The sequence below is a fragment of the Bradyrhizobium sp. ISRA430 genome (assembly GCF_029909975.1).
Taxonomy (GTDB): domain Bacteria; phylum Pseudomonadota; class Alphaproteobacteria; order Rhizobiales; family Xanthobacteraceae; genus Bradyrhizobium.
Genome location: NZ_CP094516.1, coordinates 4,274,555 through 4,297,282, shown reverse-complemented (window position 1 = coordinate 4,297,282; position 22,728 = coordinate 4,274,555). Strand labels below are relative to the sequence as shown.

At 62.1% G+C, this 22,728-nt stretch carries 23 protein-coding genes; 14 read left to right on the top strand and 9 right to left on the bottom strand.

Going from position 1 to position 22,728, the window contains the following annotated elements:
• The first annotated feature begins 54 nt into the window (after positions 1-54).
• Positions 55-930 carry a hypothetical protein gene (locus MTX21_RS20560; protein ID WP_280966532.1) on the top strand — a complete coding sequence of 292 codons (876 nt, stop codon included), beginning with the start codon at positions 55-57 and terminating at the stop codon, positions 928-930.
• A 108-nt stretch (positions 931-1,038) separates the two neighbouring features.
• On the opposite strand, the gene fdhD is transcribed toward MTX21_RS20560, so the two are convergent.
• Entirely contained in the window at positions 1,039-1,863 is an 825-nt protein-coding gene (gene fdhD, locus MTX21_RS20555) for a formate dehydrogenase accessory sulfurtransferase FdhD (protein ID WP_280966531.1), read from the bottom strand.
• Positions 1,864-1,981: 118 nt separating this feature from the next.
• Here fdhD and MTX21_RS20550 point away from each other — a divergent pair, with 118 nt between their 5' ends.
• Together MTX21_RS20550 and MTX21_RS20545 are read left to right on the top strand one after the other, a co-directional pair.
• Positions 1,982-4,303: an FdhF/YdeP family oxidoreductase gene (locus MTX21_RS20550; protein ID WP_280966530.1), complete on the top strand. Its 2,322-nt coding sequence runs from the start codon at positions 1,982-1,984 to the stop codon at positions 4,301-4,303.
• 61 nt (positions 4,304-4,364) lie between these two features.
• Entirely contained in the window at positions 4,365-4,799 is a 435-nt protein-coding gene (locus MTX21_RS20545; RefSeq protein WP_280966529.1) for a PPC domain-containing DNA-binding protein, read from the top strand.
• Positions 4,800-5,340: 541 nt separating this feature from the next.
• Here the strand turns inward: MTX21_RS20545 and MTX21_RS20535 are convergent.
• Both MTX21_RS20535 and MTX21_RS20530 read right to left on the bottom strand, forming a co-directional pair.
• Positions 5,341-6,231, bottom strand: coding sequence for an SDR family oxidoreductase (locus tag MTX21_RS20535; protein ID WP_280971118.1), 891 nt, complete (start codon positions 6,229-6,231; stop codon positions 5,341-5,343).
• Positions 6,232-6,411: 180 nt separating this feature from the next.
• Positions 6,412-6,966 carry a DUF4142 domain-containing protein gene (locus MTX21_RS20530; protein WP_280966527.1) on the bottom strand — a complete coding sequence of 185 codons (555 nt, stop codon included), beginning with the start codon at positions 6,964-6,966 and terminating at the stop codon, positions 6,412-6,414.
• A gap of 365 nt (positions 6,967-7,331) precedes the next feature.
• On the opposite strand from MTX21_RS20530, the gene MTX21_RS20525 reads away from it, so the two are divergent.
• The 5 genes from MTX21_RS20525 (at position 7,332) to MTX21_RS20505 (ending at position 10,929) form a co-directional block, all read left to right on the top strand.
• A complete protein-coding gene (locus tag MTX21_RS20525) occupies positions 7,332-7,892 on the top strand; it encodes a gluconate 2-dehydrogenase subunit 3 family protein (RefSeq protein ID WP_280966526.1) in 561 nt (186 codons plus the stop codon).
• 328 nt (positions 7,893-8,220) lie between these two features.
• Complete coding sequence (locus tag MTX21_RS20520) at positions 8,221-9,279, top strand: GMC family oxidoreductase N-terminal domain-containing protein (protein ID WP_280966525.1); 1,059 nt, start codon at positions 8,221-8,223, stop codon at positions 9,277-9,279.
• Entirely contained in the window at positions 9,185-9,709 is a 525-nt protein-coding gene (locus MTX21_RS20515) for a GMC oxidoreductase (RefSeq protein WP_280966523.1), read from the top strand. The genes MTX21_RS20520 and MTX21_RS20515 overlap by 95 nt, the downstream gene beginning before the upstream one ends.
• Positions 9,702-10,535, top strand: coding sequence for a cytochrome c (locus MTX21_RS20510; protein ID WP_280966522.1), 834 nt, complete (start codon positions 9,702-9,704; stop codon positions 10,533-10,535). Before MTX21_RS20515 ends, MTX21_RS20510 begins: the two co-directional genes overlap by 8 nt.
• Before the next feature lie 73 nt (positions 10,536-10,608).
• A complete protein-coding gene (locus MTX21_RS20505) occupies positions 10,609-10,929 on the top strand; it encodes a cytochrome c (protein WP_280971117.1) in 321 nt (106 codons plus the stop codon).
• 3 nt (positions 10,930-10,932) lie between these two features.
• Here MTX21_RS20505 and MTX21_RS20500 read toward each other — a convergent pair whose 3' ends face one another.
• The 5 genes from MTX21_RS20500 to MTX21_RS20480 are packed head-to-tail and all read right to left on the bottom strand — an operon-like array spanning position 10,933 to position 14,767.
• On the bottom strand, positions 10,933-11,208 hold the full coding sequence (locus tag MTX21_RS20500) for a cytochrome C oxidase subunit IV family protein (RefSeq protein WP_280966521.1): 276 nt from the start codon (positions 11,206-11,208) through the stop codon (positions 10,933-10,935).
• A complete protein-coding gene (locus MTX21_RS20495; RefSeq protein ID WP_280966520.1) occupies positions 11,205-11,849 on the bottom strand; it encodes a cytochrome c oxidase subunit 3 in 645 nt (214 codons plus the stop codon). The genes MTX21_RS20500 and MTX21_RS20495 overlap by 4 nt, the downstream gene beginning before the upstream one ends.
• Positions 11,842-13,449: a cytochrome c oxidase subunit I gene (ctaD, locus tag MTX21_RS20490; protein WP_280966519.1), complete on the bottom strand. Its 1,608-nt coding sequence runs from the start codon at positions 13,447-13,449 to the stop codon at positions 11,842-11,844. Before ctaD ends, MTX21_RS20495 begins: the two co-directional genes overlap by 8 nt.
• On the bottom strand, positions 13,446-14,387 hold the full coding sequence (gene coxB / locus MTX21_RS20485) for a cytochrome c oxidase subunit II (RefSeq protein ID WP_280966518.1): 942 nt from the start codon (positions 14,385-14,387) through the stop codon (positions 13,446-13,448). Before coxB ends, ctaD begins: the two co-directional genes overlap by 4 nt.
• Positions 14,388-14,413: 26 nt before the next feature.
• Entirely contained in the window at positions 14,414-14,767 is a 354-nt protein-coding gene (locus tag MTX21_RS20480) for a hypothetical protein (RefSeq protein ID WP_280966517.1), read from the bottom strand.
• Here MTX21_RS20480 and MTX21_RS20475 point away from each other — a divergent pair.
• Genes MTX21_RS20475 through MTX21_RS20450 form a run of 6 tightly spaced genes read left to right on the top strand, consistent with a single transcriptional unit; the run spans position 14,766 to position 21,935 of the window.
• Positions 14,766-15,542, top strand: a complete 777-nt coding sequence (locus MTX21_RS20475; RefSeq protein ID WP_348637481.1) for a cytochrome c3 family protein — start codon at positions 14,766-14,768, stop codon at positions 15,540-15,542. The two genes, MTX21_RS20480 and MTX21_RS20475, sit on opposite strands and share 2 nt — an antisense overlap.
• The gene (locus MTX21_RS20470; protein ID WP_280966516.1) at positions 15,539-18,424 is read left to right on the top strand and encodes a TAT-variant-translocated molybdopterin oxidoreductase; all 2,886 of its coding nucleotides are present in this window, start codon (positions 15,539-15,541) and stop codon (positions 18,422-18,424) included. The genes MTX21_RS20475 and MTX21_RS20470 overlap by 4 nt, the downstream gene beginning before the upstream one ends.
• Complete coding sequence (gene nrfD / locus MTX21_RS20465; protein WP_280966515.1) at positions 18,421-19,776, top strand: NrfD/PsrC family molybdoenzyme membrane anchor subunit; 1,356 nt, start codon at positions 18,421-18,423, stop codon at positions 19,774-19,776. The genes MTX21_RS20470 and nrfD overlap by 4 nt, the downstream gene beginning before the upstream one ends.
• On the top strand, positions 19,769-20,299 hold the full coding sequence (locus tag MTX21_RS20460) for a DUF3341 domain-containing protein (RefSeq protein WP_280966514.1): 531 nt from the start codon (positions 19,769-19,771) through the stop codon (positions 20,297-20,299). Before nrfD ends, MTX21_RS20460 begins: the two co-directional genes overlap by 8 nt.
• Positions 20,296-20,826: a cytochrome c gene (locus tag MTX21_RS20455; RefSeq protein ID WP_280966513.1), complete on the top strand. Its 531-nt coding sequence runs from the start codon at positions 20,296-20,298 to the stop codon at positions 20,824-20,826. Before MTX21_RS20460 ends, MTX21_RS20455 begins: the two co-directional genes overlap by 4 nt.
• Complete coding sequence (locus tag MTX21_RS20450) at positions 20,823-21,935, top strand: hypothetical protein (RefSeq protein WP_280966512.1); 1,113 nt, start codon at positions 20,823-20,825, stop codon at positions 21,933-21,935. Before MTX21_RS20455 ends, MTX21_RS20450 begins: the two co-directional genes overlap by 4 nt.
• Here MTX21_RS20450 and MTX21_RS20445 read toward each other — a convergent pair.
• Positions 21,823-22,521 carry an SCO family protein gene (locus MTX21_RS20445; protein ID WP_280966511.1) on the bottom strand — a complete coding sequence of 233 codons (699 nt, stop codon included), beginning with the start codon at positions 22,519-22,521 and terminating at the stop codon, positions 21,823-21,825. The two genes, MTX21_RS20450 and MTX21_RS20445, sit on opposite strands and share 113 nt — an antisense overlap.
• Positions 22,522-22,728: the final 207 nt, after the last annotated feature.

The following is a 22,728-nucleotide window of genomic DNA, read 5'->3' as shown; positions in this document are numbered from 1 at the left end:
CGTCGTGATTATGGCCATCCTTTCGTTCTTCGGTCTGCGCTGAGGACTTTGATCATGACCATCGAGGGTCCCACATTCATCGAAGACGAAGCGCCGACAATTCCCGATCAAGGGCGATATTTGCGATGGACGCCTATCGTCGCAGGCGGATTCGTCGCGACGGCTTTCACCTTTATTCTTGTGACCTTTGGCGTCACCATCGGTCTCGGTGTCAGCTCTGCCTCGCCAACATGGCGAGACGCGTCGATCGCGCTGTCGCTGCTCTCCGGCCTCTATTTGATCTTGCAGGCGATCGTCAGTTTTGGCCTAGGCGGCTATATTGCGGGGCGAGTTCGCGGCGGCATCGATGCGACTAGTGGTGCGGAAAGGGAAATGCGCGACGGATTTCATGGGCTGGCGGCATGGGCGCTCGCGGTTCTGCTTGGCGCTGTGCTGGCAGGCATTGTTAGCGCGGCCGCGGTCAATCGCGCCTCTTCATCAACGACAATGGTCAACAGTACGGTTGCCGAGCCGCTCCTGAGCTACGAACTCGATCGGCTATTGCGCTCGCCGCGTCGACCTGCGAATGCTGATATCAGCGCCGAGCGCGCCGAGGCGAGCCGGATTCTCATGACCTCGTCGAGCCACAACGGTGTGAACGGAGATGACCGGACCCATCTGATGCAACAGATCCAGGCGCTGACGGGCCTTTCGGCCGGAGACTCCGAGCGACGGGTCGACCAGGCGATCGCGAGCTCGAAAACGGCGATCACTCATGCGCGTCGCAGCACGATCGTTCTCGCGTTCTCCGTGGCCGCCGCCACACTGCTCGGGGCTGTGAGCGCCTGGGCGGCAGCAGTGGCGGGTGGTCGGCACCGCGACGGCGCGCCGCTTCCGGAGTGGATGGCCTTTGCCGACAGATTAGAGCCAAAGAGAACGGCCGTGCCATAGGCTCAGTCCGCGGGCGGACCGGCGTGCCAGCCATTCGATCGTGAGCGCACCGCCGGGCGCCTGGGCAGCGATTGCGCCTATGCGGGCCAGATATTCGCGCGCATAACATCAGAGAATTCTGGCGAAATGGCTGAAGACCTCGAATTCGCGTCCGCGGGCGATGCCGACCAGCGTGATGCCGTTGGCCTCAGCCGTCCGTATTGCGAGCGCGGTGGGCGCTGAAATTGCGATGATGACGCCGGCGCCGATCGCGGCGGTCTTTTGCACCATCTCGACCGATATCCGGCTCGTGAGGATGACGGCGCCAGCGGGTCCCGATATTCCCTCCACCGCAAGGGCGCCGGCAAGCTTGTCGAGCGCATTGTGGCGGCCGACGTCCTCGCGCACGATCATGTCTCTCCTGCCGGGCTGGAAAAATCCGGCGGCGTGTGTGGCGTGCGTCTTGTGATTAAGGAGTTGCAATGCGGCCAGGGTATCAATGGAAACGCAGATCTGTTCGGGCGTGAGGTAGACTTCCTGCTGAACCGGTCGAGCAATCCGGTTGGCCTCACGCAAGCTTTCGATCCCACACAGGCCGCAACCCGTCGGCCCAACCAGGCGACGTCGTCGTTCTTTTAGCAGGCGGCCGGCGTTCGGCCGCAGCCACATTCGCAGTTCGATGCCGTCGGGAGCCGGAGCTATCGTTAGCTCCGCGATCTCGCCGATGTCCTGGATGATCCCTTCCGTCAGGCTGAAGCCGACTGCGAGATCAGTCAGATCCGTGGGCGTGACCATGAGAACTGCAACCGTCGTTCCGTCGTAGACGAGCGCGACCGGACTTTCCTCCGCCACCGTGCGCTCGTCATACGTATAGCTTGATGTGAGCCGAGGCATTCTGACTGTAGCTGCGGGCGTGGACATGCGATCGCGCCCGCCGGGTTGGGAGCCGAGCATGATATTGGTCCTTACGACGATTTGTCGACGCGCGAGCTGCAGCAAGGTTCCGAACGCAAAGGAACTTGCAATCGCCTCTTATGTTTTCCGTTCGGGAGCTGCAGTCAAAGGGCATGCCATGAGACAAAAAGCTAAGGTCGAAAACTATGTTGCTCCGGCCGGCGGCTGGGGATCGCTCAATGCCGTCATCCATATTTTGACGCAGGAAGAAGTCGCGATTCTTGGCAGCGAGATCCTGTTGAAGCAGAACAAGCCCGGCGGCTTCATGTGCGTGAGCTGTTCCTGGGCAAAGCCTGCAAAGCCGCATCCGTTCGAATTCTGCGAGAACGGCGCCAAGGCGACGGCTTGGGAAGTGACAAGAAAGACCGTCACGCCGGAGTTCTTCGCGCAACATAGGCTGGCTGAACTGCGGACATGGTCCGACCATCAATTGGAGGAGCAGGGGCGTTTAACGACGCCGATGCGCTACGATCCGAGCAGCGACAAATACGTGCCGGTTGGATGGAACGAGGCGTTCCGGGAAATCGGCGCGGAACTGAACAAGCTCGATCCGCGTACGGTCGTCATGTACACTTCGGGCCGGGCGTCACTCGAAGCGAGCTACATGTACCAGTTGTTCGGCCGGATGTACGGTACCAATAATTTTCCGGACAGCTCGAACATGTGCCACGAGACGACGTCTGTGGCGCTGCCGCAGGTGATCGGATCCCCCGTTGGCACGGTGCTGTTAAAGGATTTCGAAAGTACCGATTGTATCTTTTTCTTCGGGCACAATACGACCACCAACGCGCCGCGCATGCTGCATCCGCTCCAGGAAGCCGCTCAGCGCGGCGTGCCGATCGTGACTTTCAATCCGCTCCGCGAGCGGGGTCTCGAGCGCTTCGTCAACCCGCAAAATCCCCTTCAGATGATCGCGGGTGCCACGCGGATCAGCACGCAATATCATCAGGTCCGGGTCGGCGGCGATGCCGCGGCGATCGTCGGGATCTGCAAATGGGTTATCGAGTCGGATGACCTTGCGCGGGAGCATGGAAATCCGCGTCTCATCGACGTCGAGTTCATCCGGCAGCACACGGCGGGCTTTGAGGAGTTTTCCGCCTTTTGCCGCGCGCAAGAATGGAGCGAGATCGAGAGGGCATCAGGGCTTTCGCGATCTGCGATGCTTGAGGCTGCAAACACGTATATGGCGGCAAAGGCTGTGATCGCTAACTACGGCATGGGCGTCACCCAGCACAAGCACGGTGTCGAGACCACCAAGATGCTTGTGAACCTGCTGCTGTTGCGGGGCAATATCGGCAAGCCGGGCGCCGGCATTTCGCCCATCCGGGGGCACTCGAACGTGCAGGGTCAGCGGACGGTCGGTATCTCCGAGAAGACCAAGCTCGTGCCGCTCGACAAGCTCGCCGAACTCTACGGTTTTGAGCCGCCGCGGTGGGATGGTCTGTCGACGGTGGACGCCTGCGAGGGCATCCTGAAGGGGGATGTCCGCGGATTTGTCAGCCTTGGCGGAAATTTTGTGCGTGCCGTCCCCGAGCGATCCCTGATGGAGCCCGCATGGTACGGTTTGCGCCTGTCGGTGCAGATTGCGACAAAACTCAATCGCAGCCACATCGTGCCGGGCGAGGTCACATATCTTCTGCCGTGCCTCGGCCGGATCGAGATCGACCAGCAGGCGAGCGGCGCGCAGGCCGTGTCGATGGAGGATTCCACCGCCTGCATTCATGGTTCGCGCGGTCAGCGCAAGCCGGTGGCCGAGCACGCCTTGTCGGAGCCGGCGATTATCGCCGGCATTGCGAGAGCGACGCTCAAGCCCAATCCCAAGGTCGATTGGGACGCCTGGATGGCCGACTATTCTAGGGTGCGGGATGCCATCGAGCGCACCTATCCCGACCAGTTCAAGGATTTCAACAAGCGTATGTTCGAGCCCGGAGGGTTTCCGCGACCGCTTGCGGCCCGCGAGCGCAGATGGATGACGCCCAACGGCAAGGCGAACTTCACCGTTCCCAAGGCGGCCTTCGCGCCGCCGCGGGAGCGCGACGGCGTCTACGAGTTGATGACGATGCGCGCCGATGGTCAGTTCAACACGACGATCTACACGGAAGACGACCGCTTTCGTGGCGTTCAGGGCAGCCGCTACGTCATCTTCATGAATCCGGTCGACATGGAGGTGGACGGCCTGAAAGCGGGAGACACCGTCACGCTGGTGACCGAAGCAGGTGATGGTGTCGAACGAAGCTTAAGCGAACTCCAGGTTGTGCCCTACGACATTCCGCGCAGGAACATTGCAAGCTACTATCCGGAGTGCAATGGGCTGATCCCACTGTGGCACTATGCGCAAGGCAGCAAGGTTCCTGCGGGAAAGTCCGTTCCGGTGCGTCTATTCAAGGATGTCGTGCCCGAACTCATGGAGGGCGGGGAGATACCGATCTCGGCCACGTAGTCGCAATTAGATCCGGCATGACGCATTGCAAATAGTGGAAATCGCAACAGCAGGACTTCCCATGAAATCGAAGACGATTAACTCCGGCGCGGAGCGGACCTTTATCCTGATTCTCGATCCGGAAGAGGAGGCATTCAAATCCATCACCGAATTTGCCGATCGCGAGCAGGTCACCGGGGCTTCGGTGTCCGCGATCGGCGCCTTCTCAAAGGCAAAAGTCGGCTGGTTCGACCTTGCCGCCAAGAAGTACAAGCCGATCGAGGTCAATGAACAATGCGAAGTCCTGAGCCTGCTCGGCGATGTGGCGCAAGGCGATGATGGCAAGTCCAGCCTTCATCTGCATGCCGTCCTGGGCTTGCAAGATGGCACGCTCCGCGGCGGTCACCTCCTGTCTGGATCGGTTCAACCGACCCTCGAGGTGACGATCACGGAAACCGCGGTTCACCTTCGCCGCAAGAAGCGTTCCGATCTCGGCATCGCTCTCATCAGCATCTAGTGGAGGGCGCGAACTGCCGAGCTGGGGAGCTCAAGCATCAGGCGGGCGGTCCGTGAGAAGCAACGACTATCGCAGTGAGAGAAACGCCTTCAGCCGCATGGACTGCTCGCAATGAGGCGCGGAACGCTGTCCGTCGTTGGTCGTTGAGGTCACGAGGCTTTGGACGATGGAGGCTCCAATGAAAACATCAAGACTGATCGCCGGCGCCGCAATAGTCGTGGCAACCGCGACGTCGCCGGCGATGGCACGCGACTATTGCGACGCGCACCGCTGCTATCATCACTATAGCGGTGGACCTGTGGGGACCGCAGCTGGTGCGGCCGCAGGGATCGCCGGCGCAGCAATTGGCACCGCTGGCGCGATCGCTACCGCTCCGTTCCGGAATTCGTATGCATACGACCGGCCGTACTACCGTCCTAACGACTTTGCCTGTCGTCCCGGAACCTGGTTTCGCGGCCCCGATGGGCGACGCCATCCTTGTCAGTGATGAAATCCTGGTCAGGAAGCTCCACGCGGGCAGCGTTGTGTGGAGCTTCTGCTATTACGGTTGCCCCGATCCGCCCGCCGCACCATAGATTTGGCCCGTAGCGTAGCTGGCATCCGCCGCTGCAAGCTGGACGTAAATTGACGCGAGCTCGGCCGGCTGACCGGGACGGGAGAGCGGGGTCTGGTCGCCAAATTTTTCGAGCTTCTCCATCGATGCACCACCGGACACCTGAAGCGGGGTCCAGATCGGCCCCGGCGCAACGCCATTGACGCGAATGCCCTTCGGGCCCAGTTGCTTGGCGAGAGATTTCACATAGTTCGTCGTGGCAGCCTTGGTCTGGGCGTAATCATACAGCTCCGGTGAAGGATCGTAAGCCTGCTCGGAGGCCGTGCCGATGATGCACGCGCCGGCTTTTAGATGGGGCAGAGCCGCCTTGATGATCCAGAATGGCGCATAGATGTTGGTTTTCATCGTCGCGTCGAAATCCTCGGAAGAGATGTCGAGGATCGATTCGCGTGATTGCTGCCTGGCAGCATTGGAGACAACGATATCGAGGCCGCCAAGTTCCTTTATGGCCTGCTGGACAAGCCTTTTGCAAAACGCTTCGTCCCGCAGATCGCCCGGGATCGCGACTCCGTTTCGTCCTTCCTTTCTGATGATGGCGATCACGTCCTGCGCGTCAGGCTCTTCGGTCGGGAAGTAGTTGATGGCAACGTCGGCACCTTCCCGCGCGAAAGCGATGGCGGCCGCTCTGCCCATGCCGGAGTCGCCGCCGGTGATGAGCGCTTTGCGGCCCAACAATCGGCCAGAGCCCTTATAGCTGGTCTCGCCATGATCGGGCCGCGGCTCCATCTGGCCCGCCAATCCAGGCCAAGGCTGCGATTGCCGCTTGAACGGAGGCTTCGGATATCGGCTGGTTGGATCGATGAGGTCTTGCTCTACCATGGGCTCATTCCTTTCGCGACGGGGGCGGAGAGGGAAGCTCCGGCCGCGCCGATCAGAGTCTGGCGCGAGAATGCGTGTCTGGACTTCACAAAGAATCTCCGCACGTCGAGCCCGCAACGGCCGGAGCTGCATCGCTGCCATTGGCAGAAAAGTGCCGAGTGCCGTCGTCCGACAGCAGGATTACTTCTTCGATTGTCCGACGCTTGGCGCCTTGCCGAGTTCCTGTGCCATCTCGAGGTGGTGCTTGAGGGCAGGGACCGTCTTGCCAGCCCAATCCTTGAGATCGGCATTGTCGCCGCCCTTGGCGTAGCGTTCGAACAGGGACACCGCGTCCTTGTGGGCGCTGACCTGATCGGAGTCGAAGTCGGAGCTGAAATCCTTGCCTGAGGCGGCTTTCAGCTTGTCCAGCTTGCTCTGGTGGGAGCTGTCGATTGCTGTCGGCAGTTCGGCCTTGACCTTGCCGCTGCTGACCAGTCCCTTCAGATCGTTGCTGGTCTTGGTGTGATCGGTCACCATCTGCTGCGCGAATGTTTTCTCCTGCGCATTGCCCTTCTGCTCGGCAAGCTTGCTGGACTCGATCTCGAACATGTCGCTGATGGCGACCTCCTTGACGAAGTCGGCCGTTGTTGGCGCAACCCCGAGCGCGGAGTTGATGCCAGTCTTTTCACCGACCGATTGAGCGAGCGCCGGGCCCGCCAGCAGAATACAGCCCAAGACAATCATAGTGTGTTTCATCGTCATGTCCTCTCAAGCCTTGCCGCGCGCACACGCGTCGGGTTGGTTCTCGCCGACCAACATGGGCTGAATGCGTTTGTTCCAAAGTCCCGCTCGCAAGTGGCGTCCCTCGCCTAGCCGCGCTCGGCAAATCAGGGACCCCGACCCCAAGGTTGCGACTGAGGGGTCGAGGTCCGATCAAATGCGCCGTAGGAACCTACAAACCCTGGTCACGTTGCCGCAGCGGTTCGATGGATCTCCCCCATGCGGCGACGGGCGTTTCTGGTCTCACTCGCGACCTGGCTGGTCAGTACGACATCGCTGACGCGCGCAACCGTCATCCACAATCGTTTCCCTTGGGCTCCCCATAACTCGGCGCTGAGATCGTGCGGCCGGGACCATGGCAGTTCTTCACCCTCGATGAAGCCCGCGCGATGGAAGCGATCGTCGACCGCATTATTCCGCCGGACCCGGAGACGCCAGGCGGCAAGCTTGCGGATTCCGCCGTCTTCATCGATCGTCAGCTCAAGGGGCCGTACGGCTCCAACCAGAGCCTCTACATGCTTGGCCCCCACGCCAAAGGCACCAAGGAGCAGGGGCCGCAGTCGGCGCTGACCCATGCCGAGCTCTACCGCAAGAGTCTCGCCGCGCTCGACAAGCATTGCAGGTCGACGTTCGGCGGCAAGACCTTTGCGGAGCTCGGTGCCACCGAGCAGGATGATGTCCTTGGCAAGATCGAGTCCGGCGAGGTTAAGTTCGAGACTGTCGATGCGCAGGGATTTTTCTCTGCGCTGTTGAAGGATGTCCCGGAAGGCTTCTTCGCCGACCCCATTCACGGCGGCAATCGCGATATGGTCGGTTGGAAGATGATCGGCTTTCCCGGCATCCGCTACGACTATCGCGACTGGGTCAATCGCCAAACGAGCGCTATCCGCATCCGCCAGTGAGCATTGTGGGCCGCTCCGACTGGACTCCCGCAAAATCGTGAGCGTGACATATGGACCGCAAGCTCCGCCAAAGGACGTCGTTATCATCGGGCTCGGCTGAACCGGATCGATCATGGCTTACGAGCTTGCCGACGCCGGACTCGATGTGATCGCGATCGAGCGCGGCCCCTGGCGCAATGCGGCGACGGACTATCCGCCGGGCTACGCAGCGGATGAGCTGCGGTTCCGGATTCGCCACGAGCTGTTTCTCAGTCCCCGCCAGACCACCTTCACCTTCCGCAACAAGATGAGCCAAACGGCTCTGCCGATCCGGAGCTGGGGCGCATTCATGCCGCCGAACGGCGTTGGCGGGGGAGGGGTGCACTGGAACGCCGAGACCTGGCGCTTTCCTGCCGTCGGATTTCGTGCTGAAGACCCACCTGACCGAGCGCTACGGCACAAGCTTCCTGCCCGAGGGTATGACGACCAGGACTGGGACGTGACCTATGACGAGCTCGAGCCGCATTACGACCGGTTCGAATATCTCTGCGGCACGTCCGGCCAAGCCGGCAACATCAAGGGCACGATCATGGAGGGGGGCAATCCGTTCGAAGGGCCGCGTTCGCGTCCCTATCCCAATCCGCCGCAGGATCAGCCGTTCAGCCACACGCTCTTTGCCAAGGCGGCGCGCGACATCGGCTACAAGCCGTTTCCGCAATCCTCCGGCAACATGTCGCGACCATATCAAAATCCATTGGGCGTTCGACTGGGACCATGCACCTATTGCGGGTTCTGCGAGTGGTTCGGTTGCGGCAACTACTCAAAGGCCTCGCCGCAAACCACCATCCTGCCGGCGCTGGTCCGCAAATCCAACTTTGCGGCACGCGACAACAGCGGGGTCACGCGGATCAATCTCGACAGCTCCGGCAAGCGCGCCACAGGCGAGACGTTTGTCGATGCCGCGGGCGATGAGTGGGAGCAGCCGGCCGATCTCGTTTTGCTCTCCGCCTATACGATTTTCAACATCCAGCTTCTGCTGATGTCGGGCATCGGAAAGGCCTACGATCCCGCGCCCAATACCGGCGTGATCGGCCGCAATTTCACGCACCAGACCGTCTCAGACGTCCTTCGATCCTGCGAAGTTCATCTTCAATCCTTTCATCGCCTCCGGCGCGATCGGAATGTGCATCGACGAGTTCAACGGCGACAATTTCGACCATGGTCCGCATGGGTTCGTCGGCGGCGGTTAGTGGGACAGGTGCAGACCAATGGCCGGCCGATCGAAACCACACCCTTCTGCCGGGAACGCCGTTGTGGGGCGCGAATGGAAGAAGGCGGTCAAGGAAAACTATCAGAGCGCGATCAAGCCCGGCACCGGCGTCCATGGCAGCATGTACAGCTACTGTGATGTCTATGTCGATCTCGATCCCACCTACAAGGATCGCTTCAACCGGCCGCTGGTCCGGATCACCATGGATTTCCATGACAACGAGATCAAGCAGAACAAATTCCTGACCGACAAGTTCGCCGAGATCTTTCAGGCAATGGGCGCAAAACAGGTCCACAAGGAAGATCGCAAGGCACCGTATGACATCACCAAGCATCAGACCACGCATCTCTGCGGCGGAGCGGTGATGGGCAGTGATCCTAACACTAGTGCGCTTAATCGTTACCTCCAGAGCTGGGACGTGACGAACCTGTTCGTGCTCGGCGCCAGCGCGTTTCCGCAGAATGCCGGCTACAACCCCACCGGAACGGTCGCTGCGCTCGCCTATTGGGCGGCCGACGCGATCCGCTCAAAGTATCTCAAGAATCCTCGGCAGTTGATCAATGCGTAGATCCGCACAGTTCGCATTGGCCGCACTCGCGCTTGGCGCCGGCGCGGGCAAGGCCACGAGTGCGAGCTTGCAGGATTTCGCCGCCGTCGAGCGCGGGCACTATCTCGCCGACGCCGCAGATTGCGGAAGCTGCCATACCGTCCCCGGCAGCGATCACCCGTTCGGTGGCGGCAGGCCGATCGAAACGCCGTTCGGGGTGCTGGTCGCCCCCAACATCACGCCGGACCGTGAGACCGGGATCGGTGCCTGGAGCGACGAGGAGTTCAACGCAGCCGTGCGCGATGGGCGCCGACGCGACGGAAAGCGGCTGTACCCGGCGATGCCATTTCCCTACTTCGCGAGGATGACGCGGGAGGACGTGAAGGACATCCGCGCCTATCTGTCGACGGTCGAGCCGGTCCACAATGCGGTGGCCGTCGATCAACTGCCGTTCCCGCCTAACCATAGGACGGCAATGACGGTCTGGGACAAGCTCTACTTCAAGCCGGGCACCTTCAAGAACGAGCCATCGAAGTCGAAGGAGTGGAATCGCGGAGCGTATATGGTCCAGGGCCCCGGACATTGCGGCGCCTGTCACACGCCAAAGACCCTCCTGGGCGGAGACGAGGCCTCAAAGCCCTTGCGGGGCTATGCGCTCCAAGGCTGGGTCGCGCCCGATATCACCAGCGGTCAGGGGCCGCTCGCGCAATGGTCAGCCGACGACGTCGCGCAATATCTCAAGACCGGCCATAACCGCTTTGCCGCCGCGGCCGGCTTGATGGGCGAGGTGGTCGAGCTCTCGACGTCGAAACTGAGCGACGACGACGTCAAGGCGATGGCGGTCTAATGAAGGACGTCTCCGGACCAAAGCCCGCAGCCGACAGCTCGGCTGATTCCAAGGTGCTGACGGCGGGGGCGCGATCTATCAGGATCTCTGCTCGGCCTGCCACAAGTCGGATGGGACGGGCGTTCCCAATCTCATCCCAAATCTCGCCGAGGCGGCCACGGTCAATACGAAGGACCCCACGACGGTATTGCGGGTGATCCTCCAGGGCGCACTGAGCGTTGCGACCGACCGCGAGCCGACCGGTCCGGCCATGCCAGCCTTCGGATGGCAATTGAACGACGAGCAAGTCGCCGCAGTGGCGAGCTATATCCGCAATCATTGGGGCAAGGCGCCGCCGGTCAGCGAGGACGACGTCAGGAAGGAGCGCGCGCGATTGGATGCCAGGACCAACTAGGCCTTACGTCCTGGTCATGAAATCCATCAGGCCAAGCCAAAGAAGGATCCCGAGCCAGAACAGCCCGGCACCCGCGAAGATGAGCGTGAGGCCGCTCCGATGTCGCAGCTCCATGAAAATGGCGGCGACGAGTCCTGCTTTGATGGTGCCGATGCTCAGGGCGACGACGGAATTGCCGGTTCCGAGCGGCACATAGGCGAGCGTTACGGTTAATGCCAGCAAGGCCAGCAGGCCAAGCCAGGCACCGACGAGAGGAAGTGGTGGTCGCCATTGCGTCATGAGGAGGATCGCCCGGGCAGGTAGATCAGCGCGAATAGGAATATCCAGATCGCGTCGACGAAGTGCCAGTACAGCGCCCCGCTGCGCAACGCCGTTTGATGGCGCGTCGTCGGCGCCGTCCGGCAGATGGTCGCCAGTGTGATCAACAGGCAAATCCCGATCAGCATGTGCAGGGCGTGGATCGCGGTCGCGATGAAGTAGAAGATGAAGAAGAGCTGGACGCCACTAGCGCGCGATCCGGCGAACTGGAAGTCGACGCCCGGGACGAGGTGCTCATCATACTCCTTGCTGTACTCGATCCCCTTGAGCACGATGAAGGCCAGGCCAAGGCAGGCCGCACCCACGAGTAGCCATGTGACGATCCTGGCGGTGTCAGGCGAGAAGATCTCGACCGCCCACGCGACCAGGAAGCTCGAGGTCAGGAGCACGGCCGTGTTGGCCGTTCCGATCACGATCTCGGTGCGACGGCTGCCCTCGGCAAAGTCCTCCGGGAACGCGTGCCGGTAGACGAAATAGGTTAGGATCAGGCCGCCGAACAGGAGTACTTCCGTAGCGATGAAGACCCACATGCCGAGTTCGGCGGTGTGATCGCGGTGAGGTATTGAGGCGTATTGCGGCGCGAAGGCGAAGCTTTCAGGCATTTTGCGGCTCCGCCTGAAAGTCCCCGTTGTATTGATAAGGCGCGCGCGTCACCACGGGCTGCGTCGTGAAGTTGAACTCCGGCGGCGGCGACGACGTCTGCCATTCGAGACCAGTCGCGTTCCAGGGATTTGCCGATGCGCGGGCGCCGAAGAACGCGGAATAGCCGAGGTAAAGCAGCGGCATCAGATAAGCAACGGCGAGGATCGCTGCGCCTCCGGATGACAGCACGTTCCAGACCTGAAACTCCGGCGGATAGACGTGATAGCGCCGCGGCATGCCTTCGGCCCCGAGAATGAACTGCGGGAAGAACGTGAGATTGAAACCGAAGAAGATCAACACGGCGGCCGTACGCGCCCAATATTCTGAATAGTGCCGGCCGGTCATCTTCGGCCACCAATAGTGCAGTCCGCCGAAATAGGCCGTCACCATGCCGCCGACCATGATGTAGTGGAAGTGTGCCACGACGAAATAGGTATCGGTCGCGTGCACATCAAAGGCGAGGCAGGCGAGGAAGAGACCCGTGAGGCCGCCAATCGTGAACAGGCCGATGAACGCCAGCGCATAGAGCATGGGCGCGTCGAAATGGATCGAGCCCTTGTGCAGGGTCGCAGTCCAGTTGAAGACCTTGATGGCGGAGGGTACGGCGACGATGAAGCTCATGAAGGAGAAGACGAGGCTTGCGACCAGCGATTGGCCACTGACGAACATGTGGTGACCCCACACCAGGAAGCCGACCGCGGCGATGGCGAGGCTCGCCCAGGCGACGAATTTGTAGCCGAACACCTGCTTTCGCGAGTAGCAGGAGACCAACTCGTTGATCACCCCCATGCCCGGCAGGATCATGATGTAGACCGCGGGATGCGAGTAGAACCAGAACAGGTGCTGGAACAGCAGCGGATCACCCCCGATCCTGGGATCGAAAATGCCGACGCCGAAGAAGCGTTCGGTCGCAATGAGAATCAGGGTGATGGCGAGCACCGGTGTCGCCAGCACCAAGATAACGGAGGTCGCATAGAGCGACCACAGGAACAGTGGCAGGCGATACCAGGTCAGCCCGGGGGCGCGCAGGCGATGGATGGTGACAATGAAATTGAGCCCGGTCAGGATCGACGAGAAGCCGGCAATGAAGACGCCTGCGGCCGCGACGATCACGTAGCTGTTGGAGTAGAGCGTGGAGAACGGCGTGTAGAAGGTCCAGCCGGTATCGACGCCGCCCGCGAAAATGGCAAACAACGTGGTACAGCCACCCAGCATGAAGATGTACCAGCTCATGAGATTAAGCCGCGGGAAGGCAAGGTCGCGCGCGCCGATCATCAGCGGGACAATGAAATTGCCGAGTGTGTTGGGAATAGACGGGATCAGAAAGAACCACACCATGATGATGCCGTGCATGGTGAACAGACGGTTGTAGATGTCCGAGCTGACCAAGTCGGCTTGCGGGGTGGCGAGCTCGATCCGGATCGCGGTGGCAGCGGCGCCGCCGATGAAGAAAAAGAAGATCAGGCTCGCAAAATAAAGGATCGCGATCCGCTTGTGGTCCGTCGTCAAGAACCAGGATTTCAGGGTGTAGTCGGTGGTAAGATAATTCTTCTCGCTCATGATTGGCGTCCTGCGAGGGATTTGATGTAGAGGACGAGTCGCAAGAGCTGGTCCTCGCTGACTTTTCCTTCGAACGAAGGCATCAACGGCTCATAGCTGGCGACGACCTGGCTGCGCGGCAGCAGGATGGAATCCCGGATGTACTTGTCATCCGCGATCACGCTGGTGCCATCGGACAGCGGCACCGGCTTGCCGTACAACCCTTCCAGCGGTGGTGCTCGGACCTTGCTGCCATAGCCATGGCAGCCGCTGCACCCGAGCTCGCGAAATAGGACGCCTCCTTCATCCGCAAGCGGACTTAATGGGGCCTGCTGCGTCAGCCAGTTGGAAAAATCGGCCGGCTCCATCGCCACGATCTCGCCGATCATGCCGGAGTGATCGGTGCCGCAATATTCCGCGCAGAACAGGTGATAGTGCCCCGGCTTGTCCACCTCGATCTCGAGGTCCTGGTAGCGGCCCGGGACCACATCATGCTTGAGCCGAAGGGCCGGGATGAAGAAACTGTGAATGACATCCTGCGACGCCATCACGAGGCGTACGGGGCGCTTGACCGGAATGTGCAGTGCGTCGATTTCCGACTGGCCGCCGGGATGCTGCGTCTTCCACATCCACTGTTTCGCGACGACGAACACGTCATGCTCGTCCGCCTGTGTCTTGTAGATCTGGAAATAGACGCTGGCCCCCCAGACGAAGAGGCCGAGGAAGCAGATGAACGAGGCGGTGGTCCAGCCGACCTCCCAATGCCAGCTTTTGACGACGCGGTCATCGCGGTCGGTCTGGTTGCCCGCGCGATAGCGCACGCAAAACAGCATCAGCAGAAAGAACAGCAGCCCTAACACCAGCGCGCTTGCAACCAATAGACCAGCGAACAGCAGATCGACATCGCCGCTATGCAGCGAGAGCGCGGGCTGCCAGAACGGGATCCACTGGCGCCACATCTACGGCAGCCTCGTCCGGCGCGAGCTCATGGAGATGGCCACCCCGGCAACCCCTTGCGCAGGAGGATCTCGACCGCGCGGTCAATCGGAATGCGGACTTCGCCTCGATTGCGATCGGCCCAGCCGTAACCGCGCTCGATCTGCTCGTCGGCCTGTCGTGACTTCTGCAGCGCATCCCGAGGGGTGACCTCGAGCGGCGGCGCATTTGAGCTCAACGCGGGACGGCTTGCAGGTGTGATGCGCTTCATCGATTGCGGATACATAAGCGGCAGCACGAGCGGCGTGACTGCGACGAAAGTCGCAAGGCCTCCCGCAAGCCACCCGACGAGGCGGAGTCCGACGTCCGACCGCTCGTAGTCGAAGCGCTTGCCGTCCGCCATGGTGTTGTCCTCGGTCGCGGCAGGACAATGCCGTATCGGGGATAGCGTTCCTACATTAGGAACCAACGCACGATGGCAAGGTTGTCGACCGGGAGCTCGCCATCCGGTCACAGCGAGAATGGTTCAGATATTCTCCTCCGTGGCGGATACCTGGTTACGCCTGTTTCTGATCGGCGGCCTGTCCCTGGCCGGCGGCGGCACTGTCGCGGTCGTTGGCTTTGCACACTCGGCGTATATGACGGACACCCACATTCGACCGCATCAGCCGGTGCCTTTCAGTCACCGTCACCATGCGGGGGAACTCGGCATCGACTGTCGCTATTGCCACAGCAACGTTGAGGCTGGCCCCCAGGCAGGCCTCCCATCGACCGAGACCTGCATGACATGCCATTCGGAAATCTGGACCAACGCGTCAATGCTCGAGCCGTTGCGGCGAAGCCTCGCCGACAACACGCCGATCCGGTGGACCCGGGTCGCAAAGCTCCCTGACTACGTGTTCTTCCGCCACGACATCCATATCGCCAAGGGCGTCGGCTGCGAAACCTGCCACGGCCGTGTCGACCAGATGGCGCTAACCTATCGCGCGAAAGCGTTCACCATGGAGTTCTGCATCGGTTGCCATCGTGATCCCGCGCCGCATCTGCGACCGCTGGAATACATCACCGACATGTCATGGAAGCCGCCGGCAAATGCGCGCAAGGGAGGCGAGGCGATCGCCGCCCATGAGGGCATTCGGGTCGGCGAACTCACCCACTGCTACGTATGTCACCGATGAAGCGCCGCATCGACCATCGATCGACGGACGGCCCGCGCGTTTGGGCGGGCATCGAGGAGCTCTCAGACGATCCGCGCTTCCAGGCCTTCATCGACGCGGAGTATCCCGCGGTGCAGGAGTTTTCGAAGACCGCGCGCCGCGAATTCTTGAAGCTGATGGGCGCATCCTTCGCTCTGGCGGGGCTGACCGGCTGCGAGAAGAGCTCGTTCGTCGCCGCGTTACCCTATGTCGACCAGCCTGCGAGCGAGACCGTCGGCCTGCCGCGCTACTATGCGACGGCGGTGCTCCTCGACGGCTTCGCGCAGCCCGTGATTGCCACGACCCATGCGGGACGGCCAACGAAGCTCGACGGCAATCCGGGGCATCCGGCTACACGAGGCCGTAGCGACGTCTTCATGCAGAGCGCGGTGCTGCAGCTCTATGATCCGGACCGCGCGGCCGCGCCGAGCCGGCACGGCGAGCCCGTGAGCTGGGCCGATGTGGAGTCGGCCATCGGTGCAATGCGCGAGAGCTGGCGGGCCGATCAGGGCGAGGGCGTGCGGCTGCTGCTCGGACCGACCACGTCGCCGACGCTGCGGCGGCAGATCGATTCGTTTCTGAAGCAGTTTCCAAAAGCGCGCGTTCATGTGCACGCGCCCACAGGTCTTGATGCGAGACGACAAATCACGGCTGCGGTCTATGGGCAAGCCATTGACGTGCACTATGTGCTCGCGAACTGCGATGTCGTTGTCAGCCTCGACGATGATTTTCTGGGACCGGGACCTGACCAGCTGCGCAATGCGCTGGGCTGGTCGCAGTCGCGTCGGCGGTTTGCGGATCGGCCGGGTAATCAATTGTTCATGGCGGAAAGCGTGCCGTCCGCGACGGGTGCATTGGCGGCCCGGCGCTTGATCGCTGACGCGCGTCGCATGCCGGCCCTGGCGGAGGCGCTTGCAAACGCTATCGGCGTCGCCGGGGCATCCCGGCCGGAGTTGACGGATGCCGAGGGCCGCTGGATTGCGCGTGCCGCGGCGGCCTGCAAGGGGCGGCCGGGGCGGTCGCTGATTGTCTCAGGTTTGGGTGGAGGTGCCGCCACCGGCCTTTGGGTGGCCAGGATCAATCAACAACTCGGGAATGCCGGCCAGACGCTCAAGCTGACGGCGCCGATCTCCGGACCGGCGAATGCGGGGACGCTTGCCGAGCTCGTGTCTGATATCAACAGCGGGCGGGTGAGTTCGCTTATCGTCTTCGACATCAATCCTGCCTATGGCGCACCCGGCGAGCTCGGCGCCGGCGAAGCCATCAAGCGCGTCCGCTCCTCGATTCATCTCGGCCTGCAACGGGATGAGACCGGCGCACTCTGCGAATGGCAGCTTCCGCTCGCACATGCGCTGGAAAGCTGGAGCGATGCGCGCGCCGTCGATGGCACGGCGACCATCCTTCAGCCGGTGATCTCACCGTTCTACGACGTGAGGACGGTGCACCAGATCGTCGCAATGTTGCTCGGAGAGATCAATCCGGCCGCAGATGCCGCCGTCCGCGCGACCTGGCAGGCGAGCTTTGGCGACGCATTCGAGGCACGTTGGAAACAAGCGTTGCATGACGGCTTTGTCGAGGGGGCTGCGTCGTTCATCACGGCCTCGCCCGCGAGCAACATCATCGCGCCGCCAAGCACGACCGGCGATCTCGACATCGTGTTTCGGCCGGACCCGACCGTCTGGGACGGCCAGTTCGCCAATGTCGGCTGGCTCCAGGAACTTCCGAAGACGCTGACGACCGTCACCTGGAGCAATGTGATTGCCGTGAGTCCGGCGCAGGCAAAGCGTCTCGCTGCCAGCAATGGCGATCATGTCGAAGTGAGGATCGGCGAGCGTCGCGTGAGCGGGCCGCTCTGGATCATGCCGGGCCAGGCCGACAATACGGTCGCGCTCTTTCTTGGCTATGGAAGGACGCGGGCCGGGCGCGTCGGCAATGACCTCGGCTATGACGCCTATCGCGTGCAACCAGGCGCCGAACCGTGGCTGACGCGTGGAAGCCTCCGCAAGCTCGAGACCAATGAAGATCTCGCGGTAACCCAGCTGCATCACCGCCTGGAAGGATTTGATCTCGCCCGCGAGGTCAGTCCGGGTCAGGCAGAGCGGGCATCGCCCAATCTTGCCAGTCTTTACGCCCCCTGGCCGAAATCGAAGAACGCCTGGGGCATGGTGATCGATCTCGACAGCTGCATCGGTTGTAATGCCTGCGTGGCGGCATGCACCGCTGAGAACAACGTTCCCGTGGTCGGGGCGGATCAGGTCAGGGCCGGCCGCGAGATGCACTGGCTGCGGATCGGGCGCTACTACACCGGTGACATCGCCGAGCCGCGCAGCTTCTTTGAGCCGGTGCCCTGCATGCATTGCGAGGACGCGCCCTGCGAAATGGGCTGCCCGGTCCACGCCACGACGCACAGTCCCGAGGGCGTGAACCAGATGGTCTATAACCGCTGCATCGGCACGCGCACCTGTTCCAGCTACTGTCCCTACAAGGTGCGGCGCTTTAATTTCTACGACTATCGCGCCCCCACCGATTCATCGGAACATGCCGCCCACAATCCTGACGTGACCGTGCGCTCGCGCGGCGTCATGGAGAAATGCACCTATTGCACGCAGCGCATCGAGGCAGCGCACGTCGCTGCGGATAAGGAGAACCGTCCCTTGCGCGATGGCGAGGTGGTCACGGCCTGCCAGCAGGCCTGTCCCACCAAGGCGATCGTGTTTGGAGACATCAACGATTCGAGCTCGGAGGTCTCGCGGCTGAAGCGCGACGGCCGGCACTATGTGCTGCTCGAGGAGCTGGGAACGCGGCCGCGCACGACCTATCTGGCGCGCTGGCGCGAGGATGAGACGGAATCGAGGCAGGGATGAGCGATCGATCCGACATCCTGCCGACGCGCCAGAGCATGGGCGGCATCGCCGACCAGCTCACCGGCATCCCCCTGCATTTCCCCGTGGAGCGGCGCTGGCTGATCGCGATGATGTTCGCGAGCGCGCTGCTTTTGCTGCTGATGGTCTCGGTGGTCGAGCTCTTCACCCGCGGCGTCGGCATCTGGGGCATCAACATCCCGGTAAACTGGGCCTTTGCGATCCACAACTATGTCTGGTGGCTCGGCATCGGCCATGCCGGCACGCTGATCTCGGCGCTGCTGCTGCTAACTGGAAGTGAGTGGCGCAACTCGCTCAATCGCTTTGCTGAGACCATGACGCTGTTCGCTGTAGTCTGCGCCGGGATCTATCCGATCCTGCATCTCGGCCGGCCTTGGTACGTCTATTGGATGTTTCCCTACCCGGCCAGCATGAGCGTCTGGCCGCAATTCCGCAGCCCGCTGGAATGGGACATCTGGGCGGTGCTGACCTATCTAACGGTCTCACTGGCGTTCTGGTACACCGGCTTGATCCCCGACCTCGCCGCGGCGCGCGACCGAGCAACTCGTCGCGGCTGGCAGATCTTCTTCGGCATCACGGCACTCGGATGGCGCGGCTCGGCCAGGCATTGGCTGCGCTGGTCACAGGCGTACCGGCTGACAGCAGCCCTTGCCGTGCCGCTGGTCGTATCCGTCCACAGCGAGGTGTCGCTGCTGTTCGCGGTGGGACAGATCCCGGGTTGGCACTCGACAATTTTTCCACCCTACTTCGTGCTGGGGGCTGCCTTTTCCGGCTTTGCCATCGTTTCCATCATCGCCGTGGCGCTGCGCTCGTGGTTCGGGCTCGAGAACCTTGTAACCGACGATCATCTCGATGTGCTCGGAAAGGTCCTGCTCGCGACCGGCCTGATGACTGGGTATGGCTATGTCTTCGAAGTGTTCGACGCCGTCTATTCGGGGGAGGCTCATGAGCTCCAAACGCTGGCGGACCGTTTCGTCGGCGCCTACGCCTGGACTTATTGGGGCGCCGTCATCTTCAATTTCACTCCGCTACAGGCCCTGTGGTGGCGGGTCGTGCGGCGGACTGGATGGATGCTGCTGCTGATCTCGGTGTCTGTCGCGATCGGAATGTGGCTCGAGCGCTACATGATCCTAGTCACCGGTCTCTATCGCGACTTCCTCGTCTCATCCTGGAGCCACTTCACGCCGACCTTTTGGGACTGGTCGACCTATTTCGGCACGATCGGGCTTTTCCTGGTGCCGTTCCTCATCGCCATCAGGCTCGTTCCCATGATCTCGATCTTCGAGAGCAAGGAGCTTCTACACGAAGAGAAAGAGGAGCAGCAGCATGGCTGAAGAGCTCTATGGCGCGTTGGCGGAATTCAGGAGTCCGGAGGACCTGCTGGCGGCAACACGAAAGGCGCGGGAAGCCGGCTACCGCAATCTCGACGCCTTCACGCCGTTTCCGGTCGAGGGACTGGATCGCATTTTGCGGCTTCCGCGCCCCACCATTTCCTTCGTCGGTCTTGCTGGGGCCATCGCCGGAGCAGGCGCCGCGCTGATCATGCAGTTCTATGTGAACTACGACTACCCGCTCAATGTCGGCGGTCGGCCGATCTATGCAATCTCGGCCTTCGCGGTCGTGACCTTCGAGCTCACCATCCTGTTCTCCGCACTCGCGATGCTGGCGGGGATGTTGTGGCAGAACGGGCTGCCGCGGCTCAACTATCCCGTGTTCGGCACCGGGCGATTTCATCACGCCAGCAAGGACCGCTTTTTCCTTTGCGTGAGCGCGGACGATGCCAAGTTCGAGGCGGCCAAGACCTTGGCGTTCCTCCGCGGCACGGGGGCGCTTTCCGTGGAGCTCGTGCCGGGATGAACAGGCTGCCGCTCATCGCTGTGCTTGCAGCTCTGCTCGCCGCCTGCGACCAGAACATGGACGTGCAGCCGCGCTACAGCGAATATTCGCGCGCGCCGCTATTTCGCGGCAGCGCGCTGCGCTGGCCCCCGCCAAACACGGTCGCCCGCGATGATCTCGAACGGGAGAAGGCCGCCAGCACGAAACCTGTGCTCTCGGCTGAACTGCTGGCGCGGGGGCGGGAGCGCTTCGGCATTTTCTGCTCGCCATGTCACGGCGCCGGCGGCGACGGCACTGGGATCATCGTCCGGCGCGGCATGCCGCGGCCGACCAGCTATCACGACGATCGGCTGCGCGCGGCGGACGATCAATACTTCTTCGATGTGATCACCAACGGCCATGGTGCGATGTATTCCTATGCGGCCCGCGTCCCGCCGGGGGATCGCTGGGCGATCGTCGCCTATATCCGCGCGCTTCAACTCAGCCGTCACGCTTCGCTCGACGACGTGCCGGCGGATGAGCGGGCCAAGCTCGAGAGCGCGCCATGAGAGTTCGTGCCGGCGCAGGGAGCGGGGTGGCGGCAATATCGGGCCTGATCCTGATCGCTGGATTTGTCGTCGACGCACGGTCGACCGCTGCGGCCTATCTCGTCGCCTGGATCGCCTGGGGAGCCATCCCGATCGGAGCGCTTGTCCTCTTCATGACAAGCTATCTGGTGCGGCGCCGCTGGACCGAGGCGCTGCATCCGATCTTCGTCGCGGCCACCGGCATCCTGCCTGTCGTCGCGCTGACATTCATTCCCGTCCTTCTCTTCATGAAGGAGATCTATCCCGCCATCGCCGATCCGGCGTCATTGCCGCCGTTCAAGGCGCGCTGGTTTGTGCCGTGGTTCTTCGTGCTGCGGACGGTGATCTACTTCTCGGTCTGGATCGGGCTCGCCGAATGGCTCCGGCGTGCCTGGCGCGACGATGAGGCCATGGTGCGCGCGGCATCGGTGGGGTCGATCGCGTGGATCTTGACCGTGTCGTTCGCCGGGATCGACTGGATGGAATCGCTGGAGCCCGAATTTCATTCATCGATCTATGGCCTGATCTATCTCAGTTTCGTGCTGACCAACGGAGCGGCCTTCGTGATCGGTGGCGGGCTGTTGTCGACGCGAAGGATCGGTCCGAGCCGCGGCTATAGTGGCCTGCTGCTCTCGGTGGTGCTGCTGTGGTGCTACCTCCACGCCATGCAGTACATCGTCATCTGGTCGGGAAATATTCCCAAGGAGGTCACCTGGTATTTGGTGCGATCGGAAAACGGCTGGCAGTTCATCCTGGCTGCGCTCTCGTTCGGGCAATTCGTGTTTCCATTTTGTGCGATGCTGAGCTCCAGCGTGCGATCGGACCCGCATTGGTTGTTGGCCCTGTGCGGGCTGACGCTGGCGATGCGGTGCGTCGAGTCCTCGATCCTCATTCTTCCGGCCATTCACGGGCGGTCGTTCGCAATGACAGCTGTAATGCTGCTCGCCGCGGCGCTCTTTCAGGGCTTGGTGTTGTGGATCACGTTCCAGGCGGTCCTTGCGCGGGTGGCGGAGGAGAGGGCGCCGATCGCCGGTATCTGGCCGCAAACTCGCGTCGAAAGAGAAGCCCGATCAGCAGGGCAAGGACAATGACGCTGATGGAGGCGGCCGCTAGCAGAAGGCGCCGCGCTGCCAGCGTATACGTGCCGCTGGCGGGATCGAAGCTGTAGCAGAGCAGGTGGACCTGATCGGTCCAGCGCCCGACATGCCCCTGGCCTGCTTCGACCAGGGCAAGACGCAGGCTCGGCGCATCCACCGCCAGCGCCGAGAGCGCGCGCGAAATCCGCCCATCAGGTGTCACCACGAAGGCGGCTGCGGGATGGGCAAATTGATCGTGCTCGCGATCGTAGATGGTCCGCACGCCAAATGCATCGGTCAACGAGCCAACGTCCGCAGCCGCCGTCCGCAGGAAGGCGCTGTGTTCGGATAGACCACTCCTTGTACTCAGCTGCGCATTCTTCATGGCCTGCGCCTGAGCGGCTGTATCCTTGGGATCGAAGCCGACAACGATGAGCCGAAAGTCCCTGCCGGCGCTCAGGCCGGTGTCGGCCAGCGCGTTCGACACGATCGATATCGCCGGTCCGCAAAGCGCGTTGCAGGTGTAGTCGGCGAGGATCCAGACGGTAGGGACGCCTAGCCAGTCTCGCAGCGGCGCGGTGTTGCTGCTCAGATCACGCATGCGGACTTGCAGTGGCAACAGTGCATTCAGTCGTGGCGCGAGCGTCGCTTGGTCAAGCTGGCTAGCCGTAACGGCGGCCTGGGCAGTGCAGGGCATCGCTCCAAGGCACGCCAAGACGATCATCCATACCGCGATCGGCGCGGAGACCTTTGATACATCGATCGTACTTTGGGCTGGCAAAACGTGCCTCTGGTCCCGTGATCCCCA